Genomic DNA, 18775 nt, shown 5'->3' on the forward strand with positions numbered 1-18775 from the left:
TTGAACCGACCGGTCACATTTAAGCATTGTCAGACGAAAACGCCTAAGTTAACAAATCCTCGAGACGGCCGTGCAAGCGTTCCGGCAGGTTTTCCTGCACTTCGATCACCGCCCGGTTGATAGCGCTTTGAAAGCCCTGCACGCCCGCCGAACCATGGCTCTTGATAACGATACCTTGCAGCCCGAGGAAACTCGCACCGTTGTGCCGCGCCGGCGCCAGGTCTGCCTGCAGCCGTCGCATCAATGGCAGCGCCAGGGCACCCACCACCCGCGAAGCCAGGCTTTGCTTGAACAGTGTCTCGATGCGCTGGCCAATCATGGTCGCCAGCCCCTCGCTGGACTTGAGCAGGATATTGCCAACGAAACCATCACAGACCACCACATCGGCCTCGCCGCGATAGAGACCATCGCCTTCGACGAACCCGATGTAATGGATGCCCCGCGCATTTTGCAACAAGGTCGCCGCCAGCTTGACCTGCTGGTTTCCCTTGATGTCTTCGGTGCCAATGTTCAGCAGCGCAACGCGAGGTCGCGCAATGCCGAGTGTCTGCGCGGCAACCGAGCCCATCACGGCGAATTGCAGAAGGTGCTCGGCGCTGCAATCGACGTTGGCGCCCAAATCGAGCAGTTGGCAGAACCCGCGCTGGGTCGGGATCGCCGCGACCATTGCCGGACGATCGATCCCCGGCAACGTCTTCAGGACATAGCGCGACAGCGCCATCAGCGCCCCGGTATTACCCGCACTGACACAGGCCTGGACCTTGCCGTCGCGCAGCAACTCAAGGGCTACCCGCATCGACGCGTCAGGCTTGCCGCGTAGGGCCTGTGCCGGCTTTTCGTCCATGGTGATGACTTCGGACGCTGGCGCAATTGTCAGGCGCGCAAGATCGACAGCCGACTGGCCGTTGAGCAGTTCTTCAAGGAGAGAGGGTTGACCGACGAGGGTCAGGTGCAGCGAGGGCGTAGCATTCAGGCAAGCAAGGCTGGCCTTAACAATGCTGCGGGGACCGAAGTCCCCGCCCATTGCGTCAATCGCGATGACTTGAGCGGACAAGTGATTACTCGTCGGCGCCCTTGTCGATCACTTTACGGCCACGGTATACGCCTTCTGGCGATACGTGGTGACGCAGGTGAACTTCACCAGTGGTTTTTTCTACAGACAGGGTGCTAGCCTCGAGAGCGTCGTGCGAACGGCGCATGTCACGGGCGGAGCGGGATTTTTTGTTCTGCTGAACAGCCATAATTGATTAACTCCTAAACGTTTGGGTCACGCTTTAACTGCGCCAATACACTGAACGGGTTGGACCGCGTTACCTCGTCCTCGCTCGGTTCGGGCTCATCTGCTCCCGCCGGCTGCTGGCATTCTTCCGGATGATGAGCAGGCACAATGGGCAAGGCGAGCAGAAGCTCCTCCTCGATCAGTGACTGCAGATCCAATGGATCTTCGCCCAGTTCCAGCACGTCATAACCTTTCGGCAACGACTGGGTATTCGCACCCTCCTTCACCACGGCGTAACTGCATTCGCTGTGGATCGGCAGGGTGACCAGCTCAAGACAACGCTGGCAAACCATTTTGACTTCAGTGTCGATAAAGCTGTGGATCACCACAGATTTACGTTCATCTCGTTCAAAAACGAATTTGGCCTGGACCGTCCCGACATCGTCGGAAAGCGGGTCGCAGAGTCTCTTCAAATCGGCCAGCAGCAGTTCACCTTGAAGGGTGGTGCCACGGTCAGCCAATTTGCGCGGGTCAACGTGAGGTGGAATCGGGTCATTCAACATAGGCGCAGCATTATAGGGATGCACCGGGCCATGTCAAAGGAAATTCAGCCCTGTCCGTCACTTGCGCGCCTGGCTAGAATCCTCCCCTGCCCATCGGAGAGAGCCATGCTGCCTTTATTATTAGCCTCAAGCTCGGTTTATCGCCGGGAACTGCTCGCCCGCCTGGGGCTGCCATTCGTCTGCAGCTCGCCAGACATCGACGAAAGCCGCCACCCCGACGAATCCGCGGTCGAGCTGGTAAAGCGCCTGGCCCGGGAAAAGGCCTTGGCATTGACCGACAGACACCCAGCGCACCTGATCATCGGCTCGGACCAGGTCGCCGTGCTCGGCGAGCGCATCCTGGGCAAGCCCCACACATTCGAAAATGCCCGCGAGCAGCTAATGGCCGCCAGTGGCGCCAGGGTGACGTTCCTGACCAGCCTGGCGCTGCTTAACAGCCAGACAGGCCGATGCCAGGTCGACTGCGTTCCGTTCACCGTGAATATGCGAACCCTGGACCTGGCCCGCGTGGAGCGCTACCTGCGCGCCGAACAGCCGTACGACTGCGCCGGCAGCTTCAAGGCCGAGGGCCTCGGTGTGAGCCTGTTCCAGAGCACTGAAGGCCCGGACGCCACGAGCCTGATTGGCCTGCCGCTGATTCGTCTTGTGGATATGTTGCTGGCTGAGGGGGTGCAGGTTCCCTGAAACACCTCCATGGCGAGGGAGCTTGCTCCCGCTCGGTTGCGCAGCGACCGCAGAAATTTTGGGGCCGCTGCGCCCGAGGCGTCGGACCGGCCCAGCGGGAGCAAGCTCCCTCGCCACAGGGACCGCATCACACTTCAGGTGCGCAGCCTTTCAAAAATCAGCGCAACGCCGGCCCCTGGAAGCCCATCCACATCGCCAGGTGCTCGGCGATGCTAGCCCCCAGCTTCTTCGAGAAGCGATCAAACGGCGATTCTTCGATGGTGAAATCCACCAGGTCCTTCTGGCCGATCACATCCCGCGCCACAGAGCTGGCACTGCCCAAGCCATCGATCAGGCCCAGGGGCAAGGCCTGCTCGCCAGACCAGACCAGTCCGGAAAACAGCTCCGGGTGCTCCTTGTCCTTCAGACGGTCGCCCCGCCCTTTCTTGACGCTGGCAATGAACTGCTTGTGGGTGGTGTCCAGCACGCCTTGCCAGAATGCGGTTTCCTCAGGCTTCTGCGGCTGGAACGGGTCAAGAAACGACTTGTGCTCGCCGGAGGTATAGACCCGACGCTCCACACCAAGCTTTTCCATGGTCCCGACAAACCCGTATCCGGCCGCCGTCACACCAATGGAGCCGACCAAACTGGCCTTGTCGGCATAGATCTGGTCCGCCGCACTGGCAATGTAATAAGCGCCTGATGCGCCGAGATCGGCGATCACCGCGTAGACCTTGATGTCCGGGTGCAAGCCGCGCAATCGGACAATCTCGTCGTAGACATAACCGGACTGCACCGGACTGCCACCAGGACTGTTGATGCGCAGCACCACGCCCTTGACCTTTGGATCCTCGAACGCCGCCCGCAGGCTGCCGACGATATTGTCCGCGCTCGCAGGCTCCTTATCGGCAATCATGCCTTCGATGTCGATCAACGCAGTGTAAGCCGAGCCGCTCACGGCGCTTTTTTCGATGCTCATCAGCGGCGTGAACAGCATGAGCGCGCCGAACAGATACACGAAAGTCAGCAATTTGAAGAAAATACCCCAGCGGCGTGAACGACGCTGCTCCTGCACACTGGCCAGCAGGGTCTTTTCCAGCAGTTTCCAGCTTTTATCGTCACCGCTTTCGGCATTCGCCTTGGCCGGGGCCTTCCATTCGTCCGTCATGCATGCCACTCCATCAAAACTTAATCGGTACGCCGGCTCAACCAGGCGTGCAATTCAGGAAAGCGGTCAATCGCCAGGCACGGCTCGAAGGCCTTCAACGCCTCGATCGTCTGCGCGCCGTAGCTGACAGCCACCGAACCCATGCCTGCATTGCGGGCCATCTGCAGGTCGAACGATGAGTCGCCGACCATCAGCGCCTGCCCAGGCGATACATCGCAATGGGCGAGAATCTGCTCAAGCATCAGCGGGTGTGGCTTGCTCGCGGTTTCATCCGCCGCACGGGTGATATCGAAATAATCTTCCCAGCCATGGGCCTTCAATACCCGATCCAGCCCACGCCGGGCCTTGCCGGTTGCGACTGCCAGGTGATACCCCTCTTCGCGCAAGGCATCGAGCGTTTCCACCACGCCGTCAAACAGCGGCGACGGCTCGGCTTCCAAGGCGATGTAGTGGTCGGCGTAATGCTGGCGAAAAACGATCAGCTCACCCTCCTCGATTTCCGGGTACAGGCTGCGAATCGCCTCCGGCAAGCCGAGACCGATGATGCCCTTTACCGCCAGATCATCGCACCGGGCAAACCCCGTACGATCCGACGCAACGTGCATCGCGTCCACGATCCGACCGATGGAGTTCGCCAGAGTGCCATCCCAATCGAATATCAGCAGCTTGTAGTCAGGATGCACTCAACCGCTCCACGGTCTTGGCCCACATGTCATCCACGGGAGCCTGCAATTTCAGCTCGCCGCCATCGGGCAGTGGCACAGTCAACATGTAGGCATGCAGAAACAGGCGCTTGCCACCCAGGTCGCGGATTTCCTTGGTGAAATCGTCATCGCCGTATTTGCTGTCGCCGGCGATGCAGTGTCCGGCATGCAGCGTGTGGACGCGGATCTGGTGGGTACGCCCGGTGACCGGCTTGGCCTCGACCATGGTGGCAAAGTCGCCGAAACGCCGAAGCACCTTGAACACGGTCAGCGCCTCCTTGCCTTCCTCGTTGACCTCCACCATGCGCTCGCCTGAACGCAGGTTGCTCTTGAGCAACGGTGCGCGGACTTGCTTGATGGAGGTATCCCAACGCCCACGCACCAGCGCCATGTAGCGCTTGTCGACACCATCGCCGCGCAATTGCTCGTGCAAGTGGCGCAGCATGCTGCGCTTCTTGGCAATCATCAGCAGACCGGAAGTATCGCGGTCGAGGCGATGGACCAGCTCCAACTCCTTGGCGTCCGGACGCAACTGACGAAAGGCTTCGATCACGCCGAAATTCAGGCCGCTGCCGCCGTGGACCGCGATGCCCGCAGGCTTGTTGACCACGATCAGCGCTTTGTCTTCGTAGACGATGGAGGCTTCCAGGCGTTGCAGCAGGCCTTGGGCCAAAGGCACCGGCTCATCACGCTCAGGCACGCGAACCGGCGGTACGCGCACGACATCGCCGGCCTGCAGCTTGTATTCGGGCTTGATCCGACCTTTGTTCACCCGCACTTCGCCTTTGCGCAAGATGCGGTAAATCAAGGTCTTGGGCACGCCTTTGAGCCGGGCCAGCAGGAAATTATCGATTCGTTGGCCGGCATATTCCGGCGAGACCTCGAGCAGTTGAACGCCAGGGGTCGAAGGGGCAGTAGTCGTCATGGCGGCGATCATAACAATTTTTTATGGAATTGAAGCACTTAATCATTGCTGCTATAGTCGCGAACGCCGCCAAAAGTGGCTGGACAGCGGACTAGCGGTCAAAAACCGGCCCTGACCAACGCAATTCACGAGGACGAGAGGCCGTCCTACGGGGTTCTTGCTACGTAACGGCAGAGTTTGCAGGTGTAACGAGCGCAGGTGACATGAGGCCTGAAATACGCCGCAAAGCAGAGTTCTGACTCGCCTTGCGCGCCACATTCACGGCCAGTTCACAAAGTGCAGTCACCCGGAAACGACCCCGAGCGAGAGCTTCGGAAACAACGCCTAAATTAGCCATGATGCGTGACCTCCCCTTTCGGAGCTCACGGTAAATGCCAACCCGCTGCGGATTCTGCGCGCGGCAGCACCCGAATTATCAGGGATACGTGTAGGGTGGAGATGTACAACCGTCGGACTGTGTAGCACTAGGCTTATATTTAGACGCTTCATCTCGTCCACAGGCGCCGGTTGATTCCTCCTCCTGACTGAGTGCTTGAGTACCAGCAAGCAGGACGCGTCCGTCGCGACTTCACCGCCATTTGGGTCGAACTCGCTGGACACTGGAATGGCACTGCCATCTCCAGGACGCACCTGACACCGACCGTGAGAAGTCGTGTGTGCCGAACGCCGTTTCCGGCAGCCCGGAAACCGACGGTACTACATGAAAAGAATGCTGATTAACGCAACTCAACCCGAAGAGTTGCGTGTTGCACTGGTAGACGGCCAGCGCCTCTACGACCTGGATATCGAATCCGGTGCACGCGAGCAGAAGAAGGCCAACATCTATAAAGGCCGGATTACTCGCATCGAACCAAGCCTTGAGGCTGCCTTTGTCGATTTCGGCTCCGAGCGCCACGGCTTCCTGCCCCTCAAAGAAATCTCCCGCGAATACTTCAAGAAGGCCCCAGAAGGCCGCGTCAACATCAAGGACGTCCTGAGCGAAGGCCAGGAAGTCATTGTCCAGGTCGAAAAAGAAGAACGTGGCAACAAGGGCGCCGCCCTGACCACCTTCATCAGCCTCGCCGGCCGCTACCTGGTCCTGATGCCGAACAACCCGCGTGCCGGCGGCATTTCCCGCCGCATCGAAGGCGAAGAGCGCAACGAACTGCGTGAAGCCCTCAATGGCCTGGTCGCACCTGCCGACATGGGCCTGATCGTTCGCACTGCCGGCCTGGGCCGCAGCAGCGAAGAAATGCAGTGGGACCTCGACTACCTGCTGCAACTGTGGACCGCCATCAAAGAAGCCTCGCTGGATCGTTCCGCGCCGTTCCTGATCTACCAGGAAAGCAACGTGATCATCCGCGCCATCCGCGATTACCTGCGCCAGGACATCGGCGAAGTGCTGATCGACAGCGTCGAAGCCCAGGACGAAGCCCTGACCTTCATCCGCCAGGTGATGCCGCAGTACGCCAGCAAGATCAAGCTCTACGAAGACAGCGTCCCGCTGTTCAACCGCTTCCAGATCGAAAGCCAGATCGAGACCGCTTTCCAGCGCGTCGTCGAGCTGCCGTCCGGCGGTTCCATCGTCATCGATCCGACCGAAGCCCTGGTGTCCATCGACATCAACTCGGCCCGCGCCACCAAAGGCAGCGACATCGAAGAAACCGCCCTGCAGACCAACCTTGAAGCCGCCGAAGAAATCGCCCGTCAGTTGCGCCTGCGTGACATCGGCGGCCTGATCGTCATCGACTTCATCGACATGACCCCGGCCAAGAACCAGCGCGCCGTGGAAGAAAAGGTCCGTGAATGCCTGGAAGCCGACCGCGCCCGCGTACAGGTCGGTCGCATCTCGCGCTTCGGCCTGCTGGAAATGTCCCGTCAACGCCTGCGTCCATCCCTGGGCGAAAGCAGCGGCATCGTTTGCCCGCGTTGCAACGGCACCGGCATCATCCGTGACGTCGAATCGCTGTCCCTGGCGATCCTGCGCCTGATCGAAGAAGAAGCCCTGAAAGACCGCACCGCCGAAGTCCGCGCCCAAGTGCCGATCCCGGTGGCCGCGTTCCTGCTCAACGAAAAACGCAACTCGATCACCAAGATCGAACTGCGCACCCGTGCCCGCATCGTCATCCTGCCGAACGATCACCTCGAGACGCCGCACTTCGAAGTGCAGCGCCTGCGCGATGACAGCCCGGAAGCCCACACCAACCAGTCCAGCTACGAAATCGCTGCTGCCGCTGCCGAAGTGGAAGACGTCCAGCCAGCTGCCGCCACTCGCACCCTGGTTCGCCAGGAAGCAGCGGTCAAGACCGCTCCGGCCCGCGCCAACGCACCGGTTCCGACCGAAGTGGCCGCTCCGGTTGCCACTCCGGCCGCAGCACCAGAGCCAAGCCTGTTCAAAGGCCTGGTGAAGTCCCTGGTCAGCCTGTTCGCCACCAAGGAAGAACCTGCCGCCCCGGCCGTCGTCGCCAAGCCGGCCGCCACCGAGCGCCCTGCCCGCAACGAAGAACGCCGCAACGGTCGCCAGCAGACCCGCAACCGCAACGGTCGTCGCGACGAAGAGCGCAAGCCCCGCGAAGAACGTGCACCGCGTGAAGAGCGCGCGCCACGCGAGCCGCGTGAAGAACGCCAGCCTCGCGAAGTCCGTGAGGAAGTGCCAGCCGTAGCCCGCGAAGAACGCGCACCGCGTCCGCCGCGTGAAGAGCGTCAGCCTCGCGCACCGCGTGAAGATCGCAAGCCGCGTGGCGAGCGTGAGGAACGTGTTCGCGAACTGCGCGAGCCACTGGATGCCGCCCCGGCCGCTGCTGCCGCCACCGCTGAAGAGCGTCCGGCCCGCCAGCCTCGTGAAGAACGCGCACCGCGTCCGCCACGTGAGGAACGCCAGCCACGCGCCGAGCAAGCCGCCGCCGCTGCCAGCGAAGAAGAAGTGCTGAACGCCGAAGAGCCGTTGCAGGAAGACGGCCAGGACACCGCCGAAGGCGATCGTCCACGTCGCCGCTCCCGCGGCCAGCGTCGTCGCAGCAACCGTCGTGAGCGTCAGCGCGATGCCAACGGCAACGTGATCGAAGGTTCGGAAGAATCCGAGTCCACCGAGAACGCCGAAGCGCCAAGCGCCGCTGACCTGGCCGCCGGCCTGGCCGTCACTGCGGCCGTTGCCAGCAGCGCGATCAGCGCCCCAGCCGAAGCCCAGGCAAACGAGCAGGCTGAGCGCGCCACCGCTGCGGTGGAGAACGCGCCGGTTGAAGCGCCTGTCGTCGAATCCACTGCCCCGGTAGAAGTCACCGCTTCGCCAGAAGTGGAACTCGCGCCGGTACGTGAAGCCCAGCCTGAAGCTGAAGTCGCCGCCGAGCCTGCGCCCGTTGTTGAAGCGCCCATCGTCGCTGCCGAACCGGTTGTCGAAGCACCGGCAGAGGAAAAGGCGCCAGAGCCTGCCCGCGAGGAGCAGACTGCGTTCAACTGGACCGCAGAGCCCGCCGCACCGGCACCTGTTGTCGAGCCTGAGCCAACGCCAGAGCCCGTGCAAGCGGTCGAGCCAGAAGTGGTCGAACCTGCTCCAGTGGTCGAAGCACCGGTGGCTGTCGAAGCGCCTGCCCCCGCGCAAGAGCCTGCACCTGCCAGTGCCCTGACCGCGAATGGCCGCGCACCGAACGATCCACGTGAAGTGCGTCGTCGCAAGCGTGAAGCCGAGCGCCTGCAGAAGGAAGCTGAACAAGCCGCCGCTGCCGCCGCTCAAGCGCCTGCTGCCGAACCGGCTCCGGTCGTGGAAGAAGTCGTCGAGGCAGCCCCTGCCCCGGTCGCTGAAACCCCAGCCGAACCAGCCCCGGCGCTCGACGAACCCCAGCACTCCGCTGAAGAAGTCGAAGTCGCGCCACGTCACACTGAAGCCTTGGAAAAAGAGCACGAGCCTAAACCTCACGCCTGATTCCATCGCCCAGTAAAAAGCCCCGCCTGGTGATGCCAGGCGGGGCTTTTTTATGCCTTCAGACTTATCCACAGGGACCTGATGCCCATCGAAGATCGTTGTGGCAGCGGGCTTGCTCGCGAAGGCGGTGGGTCAGCTTGCATCAATAATGAATGTCAGACCGCTTTCGCGAGCAAGCCCGCTCCCACAGGGGGCCGGGGTCGGATACAAGATTTATGCACCACTGAAGATCCACTGTGGGAGCCGAGCTTGCTCGCGATGGCGTCGGGTCAGCTTGCATCAATAATGAATGTCAGACCGCTATCGCGAGCGAGCTCGCTCCCACAGGGGGCCGGGGTCGGATACAAGATTTATGCACCACTGAAGATCCACTGTGGGAGCCGAGCTTGCTCGCGATGGCGTCGGGTCAGCTTGCATCAATAATGAATGTCAGACCGCTTTCGCGAGCAAGCTCGCTCCCACAGGTTTTGAGTCGCCTGTTATTTGAAGGCCAGTGCTTCTGGCACATCGACATCCCAGGTCACGCCAGGATCATCCACCGGCACTTCAAGCACCTGCGCCCCGGCAAACAACACCTTGGCACCACGATCCCCGGTCAGCGCCATCAGTTTCGGCCCAAACTCCCGACCAAATCCCACCGGATGCCCGTACTCGCCAGCCAGGACTGGCACGCTGATGCCATCCTCACGTATTCCTGCAACGACCTGCTCGATGCTCGACGGCAGGATAAAAGGCATATCGCCCAAGATCATCAGCCACCCATCAAGGTCCGGGCAGGCCTGGACGCCCGCCGCAATGCTGTCGCCCAACCCGGGCGAGTCCAGTTCCACGAAGTCGCACCCGTAAGCCTGGGCCATGCGAATGGCTTGCGGCCGCCCCTTGCCTGTCACCAGCACACGCTTTTCCAACGAGGCCGGCAGGTTGACCAGTACATGCTCGATCACCGATCTGACGGCGCCATCTCGGCCCGCACAATCGGCCAGCAACTTATCCTTTTCCGCACCAGCCACCTGACGGAAACGGCTGCCCGATCCCGCCGCCAGGATAATCACGCCTATCGACTTTCCCATTCGCCCTCCTCGCCCACGGCCTACAGCGATTTTTTCTGCCGCAGTTCCACGCCATTCTTGATGGCCACGATTTCCGCCAGCAGCGACAAGGCGATTTCCGCCGGGGTGTGGCTGCCGATGTGCAAGCCGATCGGTCCATGCAGGCGTCCAATCGCCTCCGCAGACAAGCCTAGCTGAGCCAGATTGTCCCGGCGCTTCTGGCTGTTGACCCGCGACCCCAGGGCACCCACATAAAAAGCCTTGGAGTCCAGGGCCGTGAGCAGCGCCATGTCGTCCAGGCGTGGATCATGGGTCAGGGCCACGATGGCCGTGCGCTCGTCGGTCTGGATACTCAGCACCGCTTCGTCGGGCATACCCGAGACAAAGCGGCCATGTTGCTCTTCCCAACCGTAGACGAACTCCTTGCGCGGGTCACAGATCAACACCTCGAAATCCAGCAAGCGAGCCATTTCCGCCACGTAGCGAGACAGTTGCCCGGCGCCGATCAGCAACAGCCGCCATCGCGGCCCATAAATGGCGCGCAGCACCTGCCCATCGAACACCAGGGCGTCGGTTTTGCTCGCCGGAACCAGAGTCACGCGACCACTGGCCACCGTCAGCTCACGGGCGACGATCTCATGGGCCTCGCAACGCTCCAGCAACTCGGCAACCCAGTGTGGATCGCCCACCCGCTCCTCCGTCAGGCGCAAGGTGCCGCCACACGGCAGGCCAAAGCGCGCCGCCTCCTCGCGGGTGACGCCGTAGGTAATGAGTTGCACCGGCGGCCCCTCCGCCGGAATCCGACCGTCGTGCAACCGGGCGATCAAGTCATCCTCGACACAGCCGCCCGACACCGAACCAATCACCACGCCATCCTCGCGCAGGGCCAACATGGCTCCCGGAGGCCTTGGCGCGGTGCCCCAGGTCTGAACCACGGTAAACAACACCACTCGCTGCCCGGCGCGGCGCCATTCCAGCACGCTGCGCAATACGTTCAGGTCAACGCTGTCCATCAGGCTTTGGCCTGCTGCCAGCCTTGCAGCTGATAACGCACGGGCAGATCGCGGATACGCTTGCCGGTGGCGGCGAAGATGGCGTTGCACAGGGCTGGCGCAATCGGCGGCACGCCCGGCTCGCCAACGCCGCCCAACGGTACCTCGCCCGGCGAAGTGACCAGGTGCACCGCTACCTCCTTAGGCGCCAGGGACATGCGAGCGACTTCGTACATGTGGAAATTATCCTGTTGGACCTTGCCGTCCTTGAAACTGATCTCGCCGACCATCGCGTTACCCAGGCCCATGACGCAGGCGCCTTCGAACTGCGAACGGATGCGTTCAGGGTTGATCTGCGGGCCGCAGTCCACGGCAATATCAGCCTTGTGCACGATCACCGTGCCGTCGTCCTTGACCTCGACTTCGATCGCCGCCGCGACATACGTGACGAAGCTGTAATGCACCGCCAGCCCCAGCCCGCGGCCCTTGGGCAACTCTCGCCCCCAACCGGCAGCCTTCGCGGCGGTTTCCAGCACGGTGCGGATCCGCGCCGTATCGATGGGATAGCGCTCGGGAGATTCACCGTAGTTCCAACTGTCATTGAGGCTGTTCGGATCGATCTTGCGGTCCGGGCCGAGCAGCTTCAGGTGATATTTCAGCGGATCCTGGCCGGCCTTGTGGGCCAGTTCGTCAATGAAGCTCTGGATCGCGAACCCATGGGGAATGTTCGACACCGAGCGGTACCAGCCAACCCGCGTGTGGGCCACCGCTTCAGGGTTTTCCAGGCGCATGTTGGGAATGGCGTAGGCCATGTTGGTCACGCCCATCCCCACTTCGAACGGCGCTTCATGGGTCATCCCCGGCGCGAACAGCGCGGTGATGGTCGGGGCCACGGTGCGGTGCAGCCAACCGGAGGGCAACCCGTCCTGGTTCAGGCTGGCCTTCAGGTATTCGGCCGAGACGGTGTGGAAGTACGAATGATGAATGTCGTCCTCACGGGTCCACTGCACCCGTACTGCCTGGCCGGGGAACTCCTTGGCCAGCACGGCCGCTTCGACGACGAAGTCGGGCTTTGACTTGCGCCCGAAACCGCCACCCAACAACGTGATGTTGACCGTGACCTTCTCGAAAGGAATGCCCAGGCGTTCCGCCACGCGCTCACGGGTAACCTGGGGTGCCTGGCTCGGCGCCCAGGCTTCGCATTGACCGTCCTTGAACCGGGCGACAGCGACCATGGGTTCCATGGGCGACTGGGACAGGTGCGGCAGGTAGTACGAAGCCTCCAACGTCGAGTCGGCCTTGGCCAATGCGTCGTCGAGGTCGCCGGTGCTGCGCAGGACTTTTCCCGGCTGGCGGGCGGCCGCTTCCAGTTCCTTGCGGTAGGCAATGGAGTCATAACCGGCATTCGGGCCATCGTCCCACTGGATCTTCAGTGCTTCGCGCCCCTTGATCGCCGCCCAGGTATTCTTCGCCACTACGGCGACGCCGCCCAGGGGCTGGAATTCGGAGGGCAACGGACGCCCCTCGATCTGCAGCACCTTGACCACGCCCGGTACTTTCAGCGCTGCACTGCTGTCAACGGACTTGACCTTGCCGCCATAGACCGGCGGACGCGCCACGACGGCGTAGAGCATGCCATCAAAATGCACGTCGGCGCCGAACACCGCGCGACCGTTGACGATGTCCGCACCATCGATGGCGCGGCTCGCTTCCTTGCCTATATAGCGGAACTCCGACGGCTGCTTGAGACGCAGGCTGTCACGCCCCGGCACTGGCAAGGCACTGGCGGCGGAGGCCAACTCGCCATATCCCAACTCTCGACCTGAAGGCTGGTGCACCACTTTGTGCAGTTGCGCGCGGCATTCGCCCACCGGCACCTTCCACTGGGCAGCGGCGGCCAGTTCGAGCATGGTCCGGGCGGCGGCACCGCAGCGACGCATCGGCTCGTACCAGTGACGCATGCTGCGTGAACCGTCAGTGTCCTGGTTGCCGAAACGCGCTTCGTCCGCCGGTGCTTGCCGAACCTTGACGAGTGCCCAGTCGGCGTCCAGTTCGTCGGCCACCACCATGCTCAGACTGGTGCGCACACCCTGGCCCATTTCCGAACGGTTGCAGATCACCGTCACGCTGCCGTCGGCGGCAATGCTTACGTAAATATTAGGGTCATCGACCGCGCCATGGGGCATCCCCTCGGCGCCGTATTTCTTCTCTTCGGCGAAGGCATCCGGCAACCCCCAGGTGGCCGCCAACACCAGCACGCCGGTAGCGCTGGCGCCCTTGAGGAAACCCCGACGACTGAGGTTGCTCAGCACGAAATCATTGGGCAGACGGCTCATGCCTTGGCCTCCTTCAAGTGGGTGGAAGCCTGGCGGATCGCGGTCTTGATCCGGTTATACGTGCCGCAGCGGCAAATGTTGCCAGCCATGGCTTCTTCGATCTGCTCGTCGCTGGGGTTGGGGTTGGTCTTGAGCAACGCCGTGGCGGACATTATTTGCCCGCCCTGGCAGTAACCGCACTGGGCCACCGCGGTATCCAACCAGGCCTTCTGGACCACTTGCCCGACCGGGTCGACGTGAAGTGCGTCGATGGTGCTGATCTCCTGGCCTTTCACCGAGCCAATCGGCGTGATGCAACTGCGCGCCGGGGCGCCGTCGATATGAATGGTGCACGCGCCGCACAAGCCCATGCCGCAGCCGAACTTGGTGCCGTTGTAGCCGGCCACGTCTCGGATCGCCCACAGCAGCGGCATGTCCTCGGTCACATCCAGTGAGTGGTCTTTTCCATTGAGTTTCAGGGTAATCATGGGCACGCCCGCATCGTTATCGAGTTATGTGGGTCGAGCCATCTGCCGTTGGGTTATCGGTTCGGTATCGCAGACTGGCTCAGGCTAAATCGGGCTCTCTTGTGCACACGCAAGCAAGCGTCTGCACCGGGCCTTGTGGATACGAATGCTCGCATCGTCAGCCAATTAAATTAACCCAGGAACAAGCAAAACGCCCTGCACAATCCTGCACGAATCACGTTGTGCAGGTCATGCAGGGCGTTTTTCTTCTCGCGGTTGCGAGGTGCCTGTCAGTACCGATTAGGCTCCATCTCAAGATCAACCTGAAACCGCTCCGCGATGTCCTTCTGGATCCGCCGAGCCAGGTCCAGCAACTCCAGCCCCGTGGCATCGCCGTAATTGACCAGCACCAGCGCCTGCAACTTATGCACCCCGGCGTCGCCTTCACGAAAACCTTTCCAGCCGGCCCGTTCGATCAACCAGCCGGCGGCGATTTTCATTTGGCCGCCAGGCTGTGGATAAGCCACCAGGTCGGGGTACTGCTCCTTGAGATGCGCCACGTGAGCGGCTGGCACCAACGGATTCTTGAAGAAGCTGCCGGCGTTGCCCAGCACGGCCGGGTCTGGGAGTTTTTCGCTGCGGATGCTGCAGATAGCTTGGCTGACATCCGTGGGCGTTGCCTGGTCGATGCCTTGTTCGGTCAACCGCTGGCGCACCGGGCCGTACTCCAGATGCAAATGAGCGACACGACTGAGGGCGAAACGCACCCGCAGGATCAACCAGCGATCGGCCTGCTGCTTGAACAGGCTGTCGCGGTAGGCAAAAGCACATTCATCGAGGGTGAAATCGCGCAGCTCACCGGTGTAGCGATCCAGCGCGGTGAGGCCCGCGAAGACGTCCTTTATCTCAACGCCGTAGGCTCCGATGTTCTGCATCGGCGCCGCACCCACCGTACCGGGAATCAGGCTGAGGTTTTCCAGGCCCGCCCAACCTTGGGCCAGCGTGTGCTGGACAAATGGATGCCACGGCTCCCCTGCTTCGGCCTCGACCACCACGCGCTCACCGTCATCGCTGAGCATGCGGATTCCCTGGCTGGCCATACGCAGCACAAAGGCGTCGATGTCACCGGTCAACAACAGGTTGCTGCCGCCGCCAATGACCAGCAACGGTACGTCGTGACCCGCGGCGTAAGCCAGGGCCTCGCGAACATCCGTATCGCTATTGGCCTCAGCGAACAGCCGGGCGTTTACGTCGACGCCAAAGCTGTTGAACGGCTTGAGGCTGACGTCAGCCTGGACTTGCAAGCTCATAACCGCCCCTTCAATTCGATCACCAGACGATCCGTGGCGCGCTCGATCAGGTCCAGCACCTGCTCGAAACCTTGCTCACCGTCGTAGTACGGGTCTGGTACGTCGTCGAGTTCGGCCTCGTAACGACGCAGGAACAGATCCAGTTCCGCGCGGGCATTGACCGGTTGCAGGGCCTTGAGATTGCGCAGGTTGCTGCTGTCCATCGCCAGGATCAGGTCGTAGGCAGCGAAATCGGCCCGCGTCACCTGCCGGGCACGCTGGGCCGACAAGTCGTAGCCGCGACGCAGAGCCGCGGCCATGCTGCGTTTGTCCGGCGCCTTGCCGACGTGCCAGTCGCCGGTACCGGCGGAAGCGACTTCCACCTGCCCCTCCAGCCCGGCCTCGCGCAACTTGTAGCGCAAGATACCTTCAGCAGTCGGCGACCGGCAGATGTTGCCCAGACAGACGAACAAAACCCGCATCAAGCCTCCAACAGGCGACGGATGCGCTCAAGGTCTTCAATGGTATCGACACCGGTGGGCGGGGCGATCAGCGCATCGGCAACATGGATTCGCACGCCGTGCCACAAGGCACGCAGTTGTTCCAGGGATTCGGTGTTTTCCAGCCAGCACGGGCCCCACGCCACGAAGTCCTCGAGGAAACCGGCGCGGTAGGCATAAATGCCGATGTGACGACGGTACGGCACGCCTTCGGGCAACACGTCCGGGTTCTTGGCGAATGCCTCCCGGGCCCACGGCAAGGTCGCCCGACTGAAGGTCAGCGCCAGGCCATTGAGGTCGCTGACGACCTTGACCACGCTGGGATTGAACAGGGTCTGCACGTCCTCGATCGGCTCGGCCAGGGTAGCCATCTGCGCTTCGGGGTGAGCCGCCAGGTTGGCCGCGACCTGATCGATCACGCTGGGCGGAATCATCGGCTCGTCACCTTGCACGTTGACCACGATGGCGTCGGGCGAGAGACCGAGCTTAACGGCCACCTCCGCCAGACGATCGGTACCGGAATTATGATCCTCACGGGTCATTACCACCTCGGCGCCGAAGCCCTTGCAAGCTTCCTCGATGCGCGCGTCATCGGTCGCGACCACGACGCGTTGGGCGCTGCTCTTGCTGGCCTGCTCCCAGACATGCTGGATCATCGGCTTGCCGGCGATCAACAGCAGCGGCTTGCCAGGCAAACGCGTCGAGGCAAAACGCGACGGAATGACAACGGTAAAGGCAGTGGTCATTTATCCAGGCGCTCGTCAGTGGTCAGGGTGCGGGCTTCGCTCTCGAGCATCACCGGGATGCCGTCGCGAATCGGATAGGCCAATCCGGCGCCCTTGCTGATCAGCTCGGTCTTGTCGGCGCTGAGCTTGAGCGGGCCTTTGCAGACCGGGCAAGCCAGGATATCGAGCAGTTTGGTGTCCATGTAATTCCCCTGGATAAAACGTGTTAAGGCAAGAGTCGATCCGGCAACAGGCGCATCAGCTGCGTATCGAACCAGTCCGCGAAGGCCGGCGACGGAGCTGCGTCCACCGCCAGGTACCACCAGTCGGGCGCGGCGAAGGCGCGGCATTTGACTGCGTCCTTTTCCGTCATGACCACCGGCAGGGACGGCGTGAAGCTCAAGGCCTGGGCGCTGTATTCGGCATGGTCGGCAAACCCGTGCGGTATGGGCCGCCAGTGTAGCGTTTCGAGGGTCTTGAAGAAACGCTGGGGATTGCCGATACCGGCCACGGCGTGCAGGGCCTGGCCCGCTGGAAAATGGTCGATGGGGCGCCGTTCACCGCTGGCCAGGTTGACCAGCGCGGTGGGCCGCAATTCGAAGGCAAAGCCGTCGTCGCGATCAGCGGCAGCGCCGTTGAACAGCACGGCGTCGACCGATTGCAGGCGCTCGACCGGCTCGCGCAACGGGCCGGCGGGCAGGCACCGCCGGTTGCCCAGGCCACGGGCATTGTCGATCAATACCAACTCGAGATCGCGGGCCAGCCGATAATGCTGCATGCCGTCGTCGGACAGGATCAGGTCCAGCGGCTCGGCCTCCAGCAAAGCCTGGACAGCCCGGCTGCGATCGGGATCGATCATCAATGGCACACCGGTGCGCTGGACAATCAGCAGCGGCTCGTCGCCCGCGACATCGGCGCCTTGGCTGGCCTCGACTCGCCAAGGCAATTGCGGCGGCTTGGCACCATAGCCCCGACTGACCACGCCGACCCGCAGGCCACTGCGCTGGCAATGCTCGATCATCCACAGGATCAACGGCGTCTTGCCAGTGCCACCTACCGTGATATTGCCGACCACGACCAGCGGCACGGGCGGCTGGTAGATCTCACCCTCGCCCGCCAGGAAACGCTCGCGCTTGCCGACCACGACGCGGCGGTACAGCCACTCCAGCGGTCGCAGCAGCGCCAGGGCGGGATGCCCTTCATACCAGGCGGCAAGCAATCGATCGGACATGGCCATCAAGGTGCAGGCGCCGCCTCGACCGTCGTCATGCGCAGATGGCTGAAGCCGAGCTTGCCGGCTGCGTCCATGGCAGTGATGACCGATTGATGGGGCGTCTTGCCGTCGGCGCTGATGGACAGCGGCAGGCTGGTGTCTCCGCCGGATTCCTTCTGCAAGGCCTCGATCAGGCTGGCGAGGTCACTTTTTGGCAGCAAATGGTTGTTCACCGAGAACGTCCCTTCGGCGCTGATCGTGACTTCGAGACTCTTCAATTGCTGGTCTTCAGCCGGCGAACCACTGACGGCCTCCGGCAATTCGACCTTGAGCTGGGTTTCCCGGGTGAACGTGGTCGTCACGACGAAAAACAGCAAGAGGATGAATACCACGTCGATCAGCGACGCGAGATTGATCTCGATGTTTTCCCGTGGTTTGCGGCGGAATTTCACTTCTTGCCCCCGGCCAGGTCCACATCACGGTCGCCCTGCACCACCTCGACCAGCTTGATGGCTTCCTGCTCCATGCCGACCACCAACTCGTCGACGCGGCGCTGCAGGAAACGATGGAAAAACACCGAGGGGATCCCCACCATCAAACCGGCGGCGGTGGTGATCAAGGCCTTGGAAATACCGCCCGCCAGCACCGACGCATTGGTGGTCATGCCGGTACCGGTAAAGGCGCTGAAAATATCGATCATGCCCAGCACCGTGCCCAACAAACCCAGCAACGGGGCCATGGCGGCGATGGTGCCCAATGCATTGAGGTAGCGCTCCAGTTCATGGATGACCCGGGCCGCCGCCTCTTCGATGCATTCCTTCATGATCTCGCGACCATGCTTGGAGTTGGCCAGGCCTGCGGCAAGGATTTCTCCCAGCGGCGAACTGGCCCGCAGTTCCTTGAGCTTGTCCTTGTTCAGTTGCTTGTCCTTGATCCAGACCCAGACCTGCCCGAGCAAATGCTCCGGGGTTACGCGACTGGCCCGCAGGGTCCACAGGCGTTCGGCAACGATACCCAGTGCCGCGATGGAACTCAGAATGATCGGCAACATCATCCAGCCGCCGGATTTGACCAATTCCCACACA

19 protein-coding genes are annotated in these 18775 nt (G+C 62.2%); 2 read left to right on the forward strand and 17 right to left on the reverse strand.

Translation table 11 applies throughout. From position 1 onward, the window contains the following. Nucleotides 1-43 precede the first annotated feature (43 nt). From plsX to JMN22_RS17155, 3 genes are read right to left on the reverse strand one after another with little or no spacing between them, the layout of a single operon-like run. The gene (plsX, locus tag JMN22_RS17145; RefSeq protein ID WP_198798206.1) at nucleotides 44-1054 is read right to left on the reverse strand and encodes a phosphate acyltransferase PlsX; all 1011 of its coding nucleotides are present in this window, start codon (nucleotides 1052-1054) and stop codon (nucleotides 44-46) included. A gap of 4 nt (nucleotides 1055-1058) precedes the next feature. Further along, nucleotides 1059-1241, reverse strand: coding sequence for a 50S ribosomal protein L32 (gene rpmF / locus JMN22_RS17150; RefSeq protein ID WP_003179396.1), 183 nt, complete (start codon nucleotides 1239-1241; stop codon nucleotides 1059-1061). A 13-nt stretch (nucleotides 1242-1254) separates the two neighbouring features. Further along, on the reverse strand, nucleotides 1255-1782 hold the full coding sequence (locus tag JMN22_RS17155) for a YceD family protein (RefSeq protein WP_003204262.1): 528 nt from the start codon (nucleotides 1780-1782) through the stop codon (nucleotides 1255-1257). Nucleotides 1783-1887: 105 nt separating this feature from the next. On the opposite strand from JMN22_RS17155, the gene JMN22_RS17160 reads away from it, so the two are divergent. Beyond that, nucleotides 1888-2466, forward strand: coding sequence for a Maf family protein (locus tag JMN22_RS17160; RefSeq protein ID WP_198798207.1), 579 nt, complete (start codon nucleotides 1888-1890; stop codon nucleotides 2464-2466). 157 nt (nucleotides 2467-2623) lie between these two features. Here JMN22_RS17160 and JMN22_RS17165 read toward each other — a convergent pair whose 3' ends face one another. The 3 genes from JMN22_RS17165 to rluC are packed head-to-tail and all read right to left on the reverse strand — an operon-like array spanning nucleotide 2624 to nucleotide 5242. Further along, complete coding sequence (locus JMN22_RS17165; protein ID WP_198798208.1) at nucleotides 2624-3613, reverse strand: S49 family peptidase; 990 nt, start codon at nucleotides 3611-3613, stop codon at nucleotides 2624-2626. Between the two features lie 20 nt (nucleotides 3614-3633). Continuing rightward, nucleotides 3634-4296, reverse strand: coding sequence for an HAD-IA family hydrolase (locus JMN22_RS17170; RefSeq protein WP_198798209.1), 663 nt, complete (start codon nucleotides 4294-4296; stop codon nucleotides 3634-3636). Further along, entirely contained in the window at nucleotides 4286-5242 is a 957-nt protein-coding gene (gene rluC, locus JMN22_RS17175; protein WP_030137701.1) for a 23S rRNA pseudouridine(955/2504/2580) synthase RluC, read from the reverse strand. Before rluC ends, JMN22_RS17170 begins: the two co-directional genes overlap by 11 nt. Nucleotides 5243-5942: 700 nt before the next feature. Between rluC and rne the strand changes: the two genes are divergently transcribed. Further along, nucleotides 5943-9140: a ribonuclease E gene (gene rne / locus JMN22_RS17180; protein WP_198798210.1), complete on the forward strand. Its 3198-nt coding sequence runs from the start codon at nucleotides 5943-5945 to the stop codon at nucleotides 9138-9140. A gap of 479 nt (nucleotides 9141-9619) precedes the next feature. Here rne and JMN22_RS17185 read toward each other — a convergent pair whose 3' ends face one another. The 11 genes from JMN22_RS17185 to JMN22_RS17235 form a co-directional block, all read right to left on the reverse strand. Continuing rightward, the gene (locus JMN22_RS17185; protein WP_198798211.1) at nucleotides 9620-10210 is read right to left on the reverse strand and encodes a nucleotidyltransferase family protein; all 591 of its coding nucleotides are present in this window, start codon (nucleotides 10208-10210) and stop codon (nucleotides 9620-9622) included. Between the two features lie 20 nt (nucleotides 10211-10230). Beyond that, nucleotides 10231-11202, reverse strand: coding sequence for an XdhC family protein (locus JMN22_RS17190; protein ID WP_030137698.1), 972 nt, complete (start codon nucleotides 11200-11202; stop codon nucleotides 10231-10233). Next, nucleotides 11202-13517 (reverse strand): xanthine dehydrogenase family protein molybdopterin-binding subunit, encoded by a 2316-nt coding sequence (locus JMN22_RS17195; protein WP_198798212.1) that lies wholly within the window; start codon nucleotides 13515-13517, stop codon nucleotides 11202-11204. The genes JMN22_RS17190 and JMN22_RS17195 overlap by 1 nt, the downstream gene beginning before the upstream one ends. Continuing rightward, on the reverse strand, nucleotides 13514-13984 hold the full coding sequence (locus JMN22_RS17200) for a (2Fe-2S)-binding protein (RefSeq protein ID WP_030137696.1): 471 nt from the start codon (nucleotides 13982-13984) through the stop codon (nucleotides 13514-13516). The genes JMN22_RS17195 and JMN22_RS17200 overlap by 4 nt, the downstream gene beginning before the upstream one ends. Nucleotides 13985-14253: 269 nt before the next feature. Then, complete coding sequence (murB, locus tag JMN22_RS17205; RefSeq protein WP_198798213.1) at nucleotides 14254-15273, reverse strand: UDP-N-acetylmuramate dehydrogenase; 1020 nt, start codon at nucleotides 15271-15273, stop codon at nucleotides 14254-14256. Beyond that, on the reverse strand, nucleotides 15270-15734 hold the full coding sequence (locus JMN22_RS17210; protein WP_198798214.1) for a low molecular weight protein-tyrosine-phosphatase: 465 nt from the start codon (nucleotides 15732-15734) through the stop codon (nucleotides 15270-15272). Before JMN22_RS17210 ends, murB begins: the two co-directional genes overlap by 4 nt. Continuing rightward, nucleotides 15734-16498 (reverse strand): 3-deoxy-manno-octulosonate cytidylyltransferase, encoded by a 765-nt coding sequence (gene kdsB, locus JMN22_RS17215; RefSeq protein WP_198798215.1) that lies wholly within the window; start codon nucleotides 16496-16498, stop codon nucleotides 15734-15736. The genes JMN22_RS17210 and kdsB overlap by 1 nt, the downstream gene beginning before the upstream one ends. Continuing rightward, complete coding sequence (locus JMN22_RS17220) at nucleotides 16495-16680, reverse strand: Trm112 family protein (RefSeq protein ID WP_003179363.1); 186 nt, start codon at nucleotides 16678-16680, stop codon at nucleotides 16495-16497. The genes kdsB and JMN22_RS17220 overlap by 4 nt, the downstream gene beginning before the upstream one ends. A 23-nt stretch (nucleotides 16681-16703) precedes the next feature. After that, nucleotides 16704-17714 carry a tetraacyldisaccharide 4'-kinase gene (gene lpxK, locus JMN22_RS17225; protein WP_030137692.1) on the reverse strand — a complete coding sequence of 337 codons (1011 nt, stop codon included), beginning with the start codon at nucleotides 17712-17714 and terminating at the stop codon, nucleotides 16704-16706. Then, entirely contained in the window at nucleotides 17714-18142 is a 429-nt protein-coding gene (locus JMN22_RS17230) for an ExbD/TolR family protein (RefSeq protein ID WP_030137691.1), read from the reverse strand. Before JMN22_RS17230 ends, lpxK begins: the two co-directional genes overlap by 1 nt. Next, complete coding sequence (locus JMN22_RS17235) at nucleotides 18139-18774, reverse strand: MotA/TolQ/ExbB proton channel family protein (protein WP_030137690.1); 636 nt, start codon at nucleotides 18772-18774, stop codon at nucleotides 18139-18141. The genes JMN22_RS17230 and JMN22_RS17235 overlap by 4 nt, the downstream gene beginning before the upstream one ends. Between the last annotated feature and the right edge of the window lies 1 nt (nucleotide 18775).

The organism is Pseudomonas sp. HB05 (assembly GCF_016756915.1).
Lineage (GTDB): Bacteria > Pseudomonadota > Gammaproteobacteria > Pseudomonadales > Pseudomonadaceae > Aquipseudomonas > Aquipseudomonas alvandae.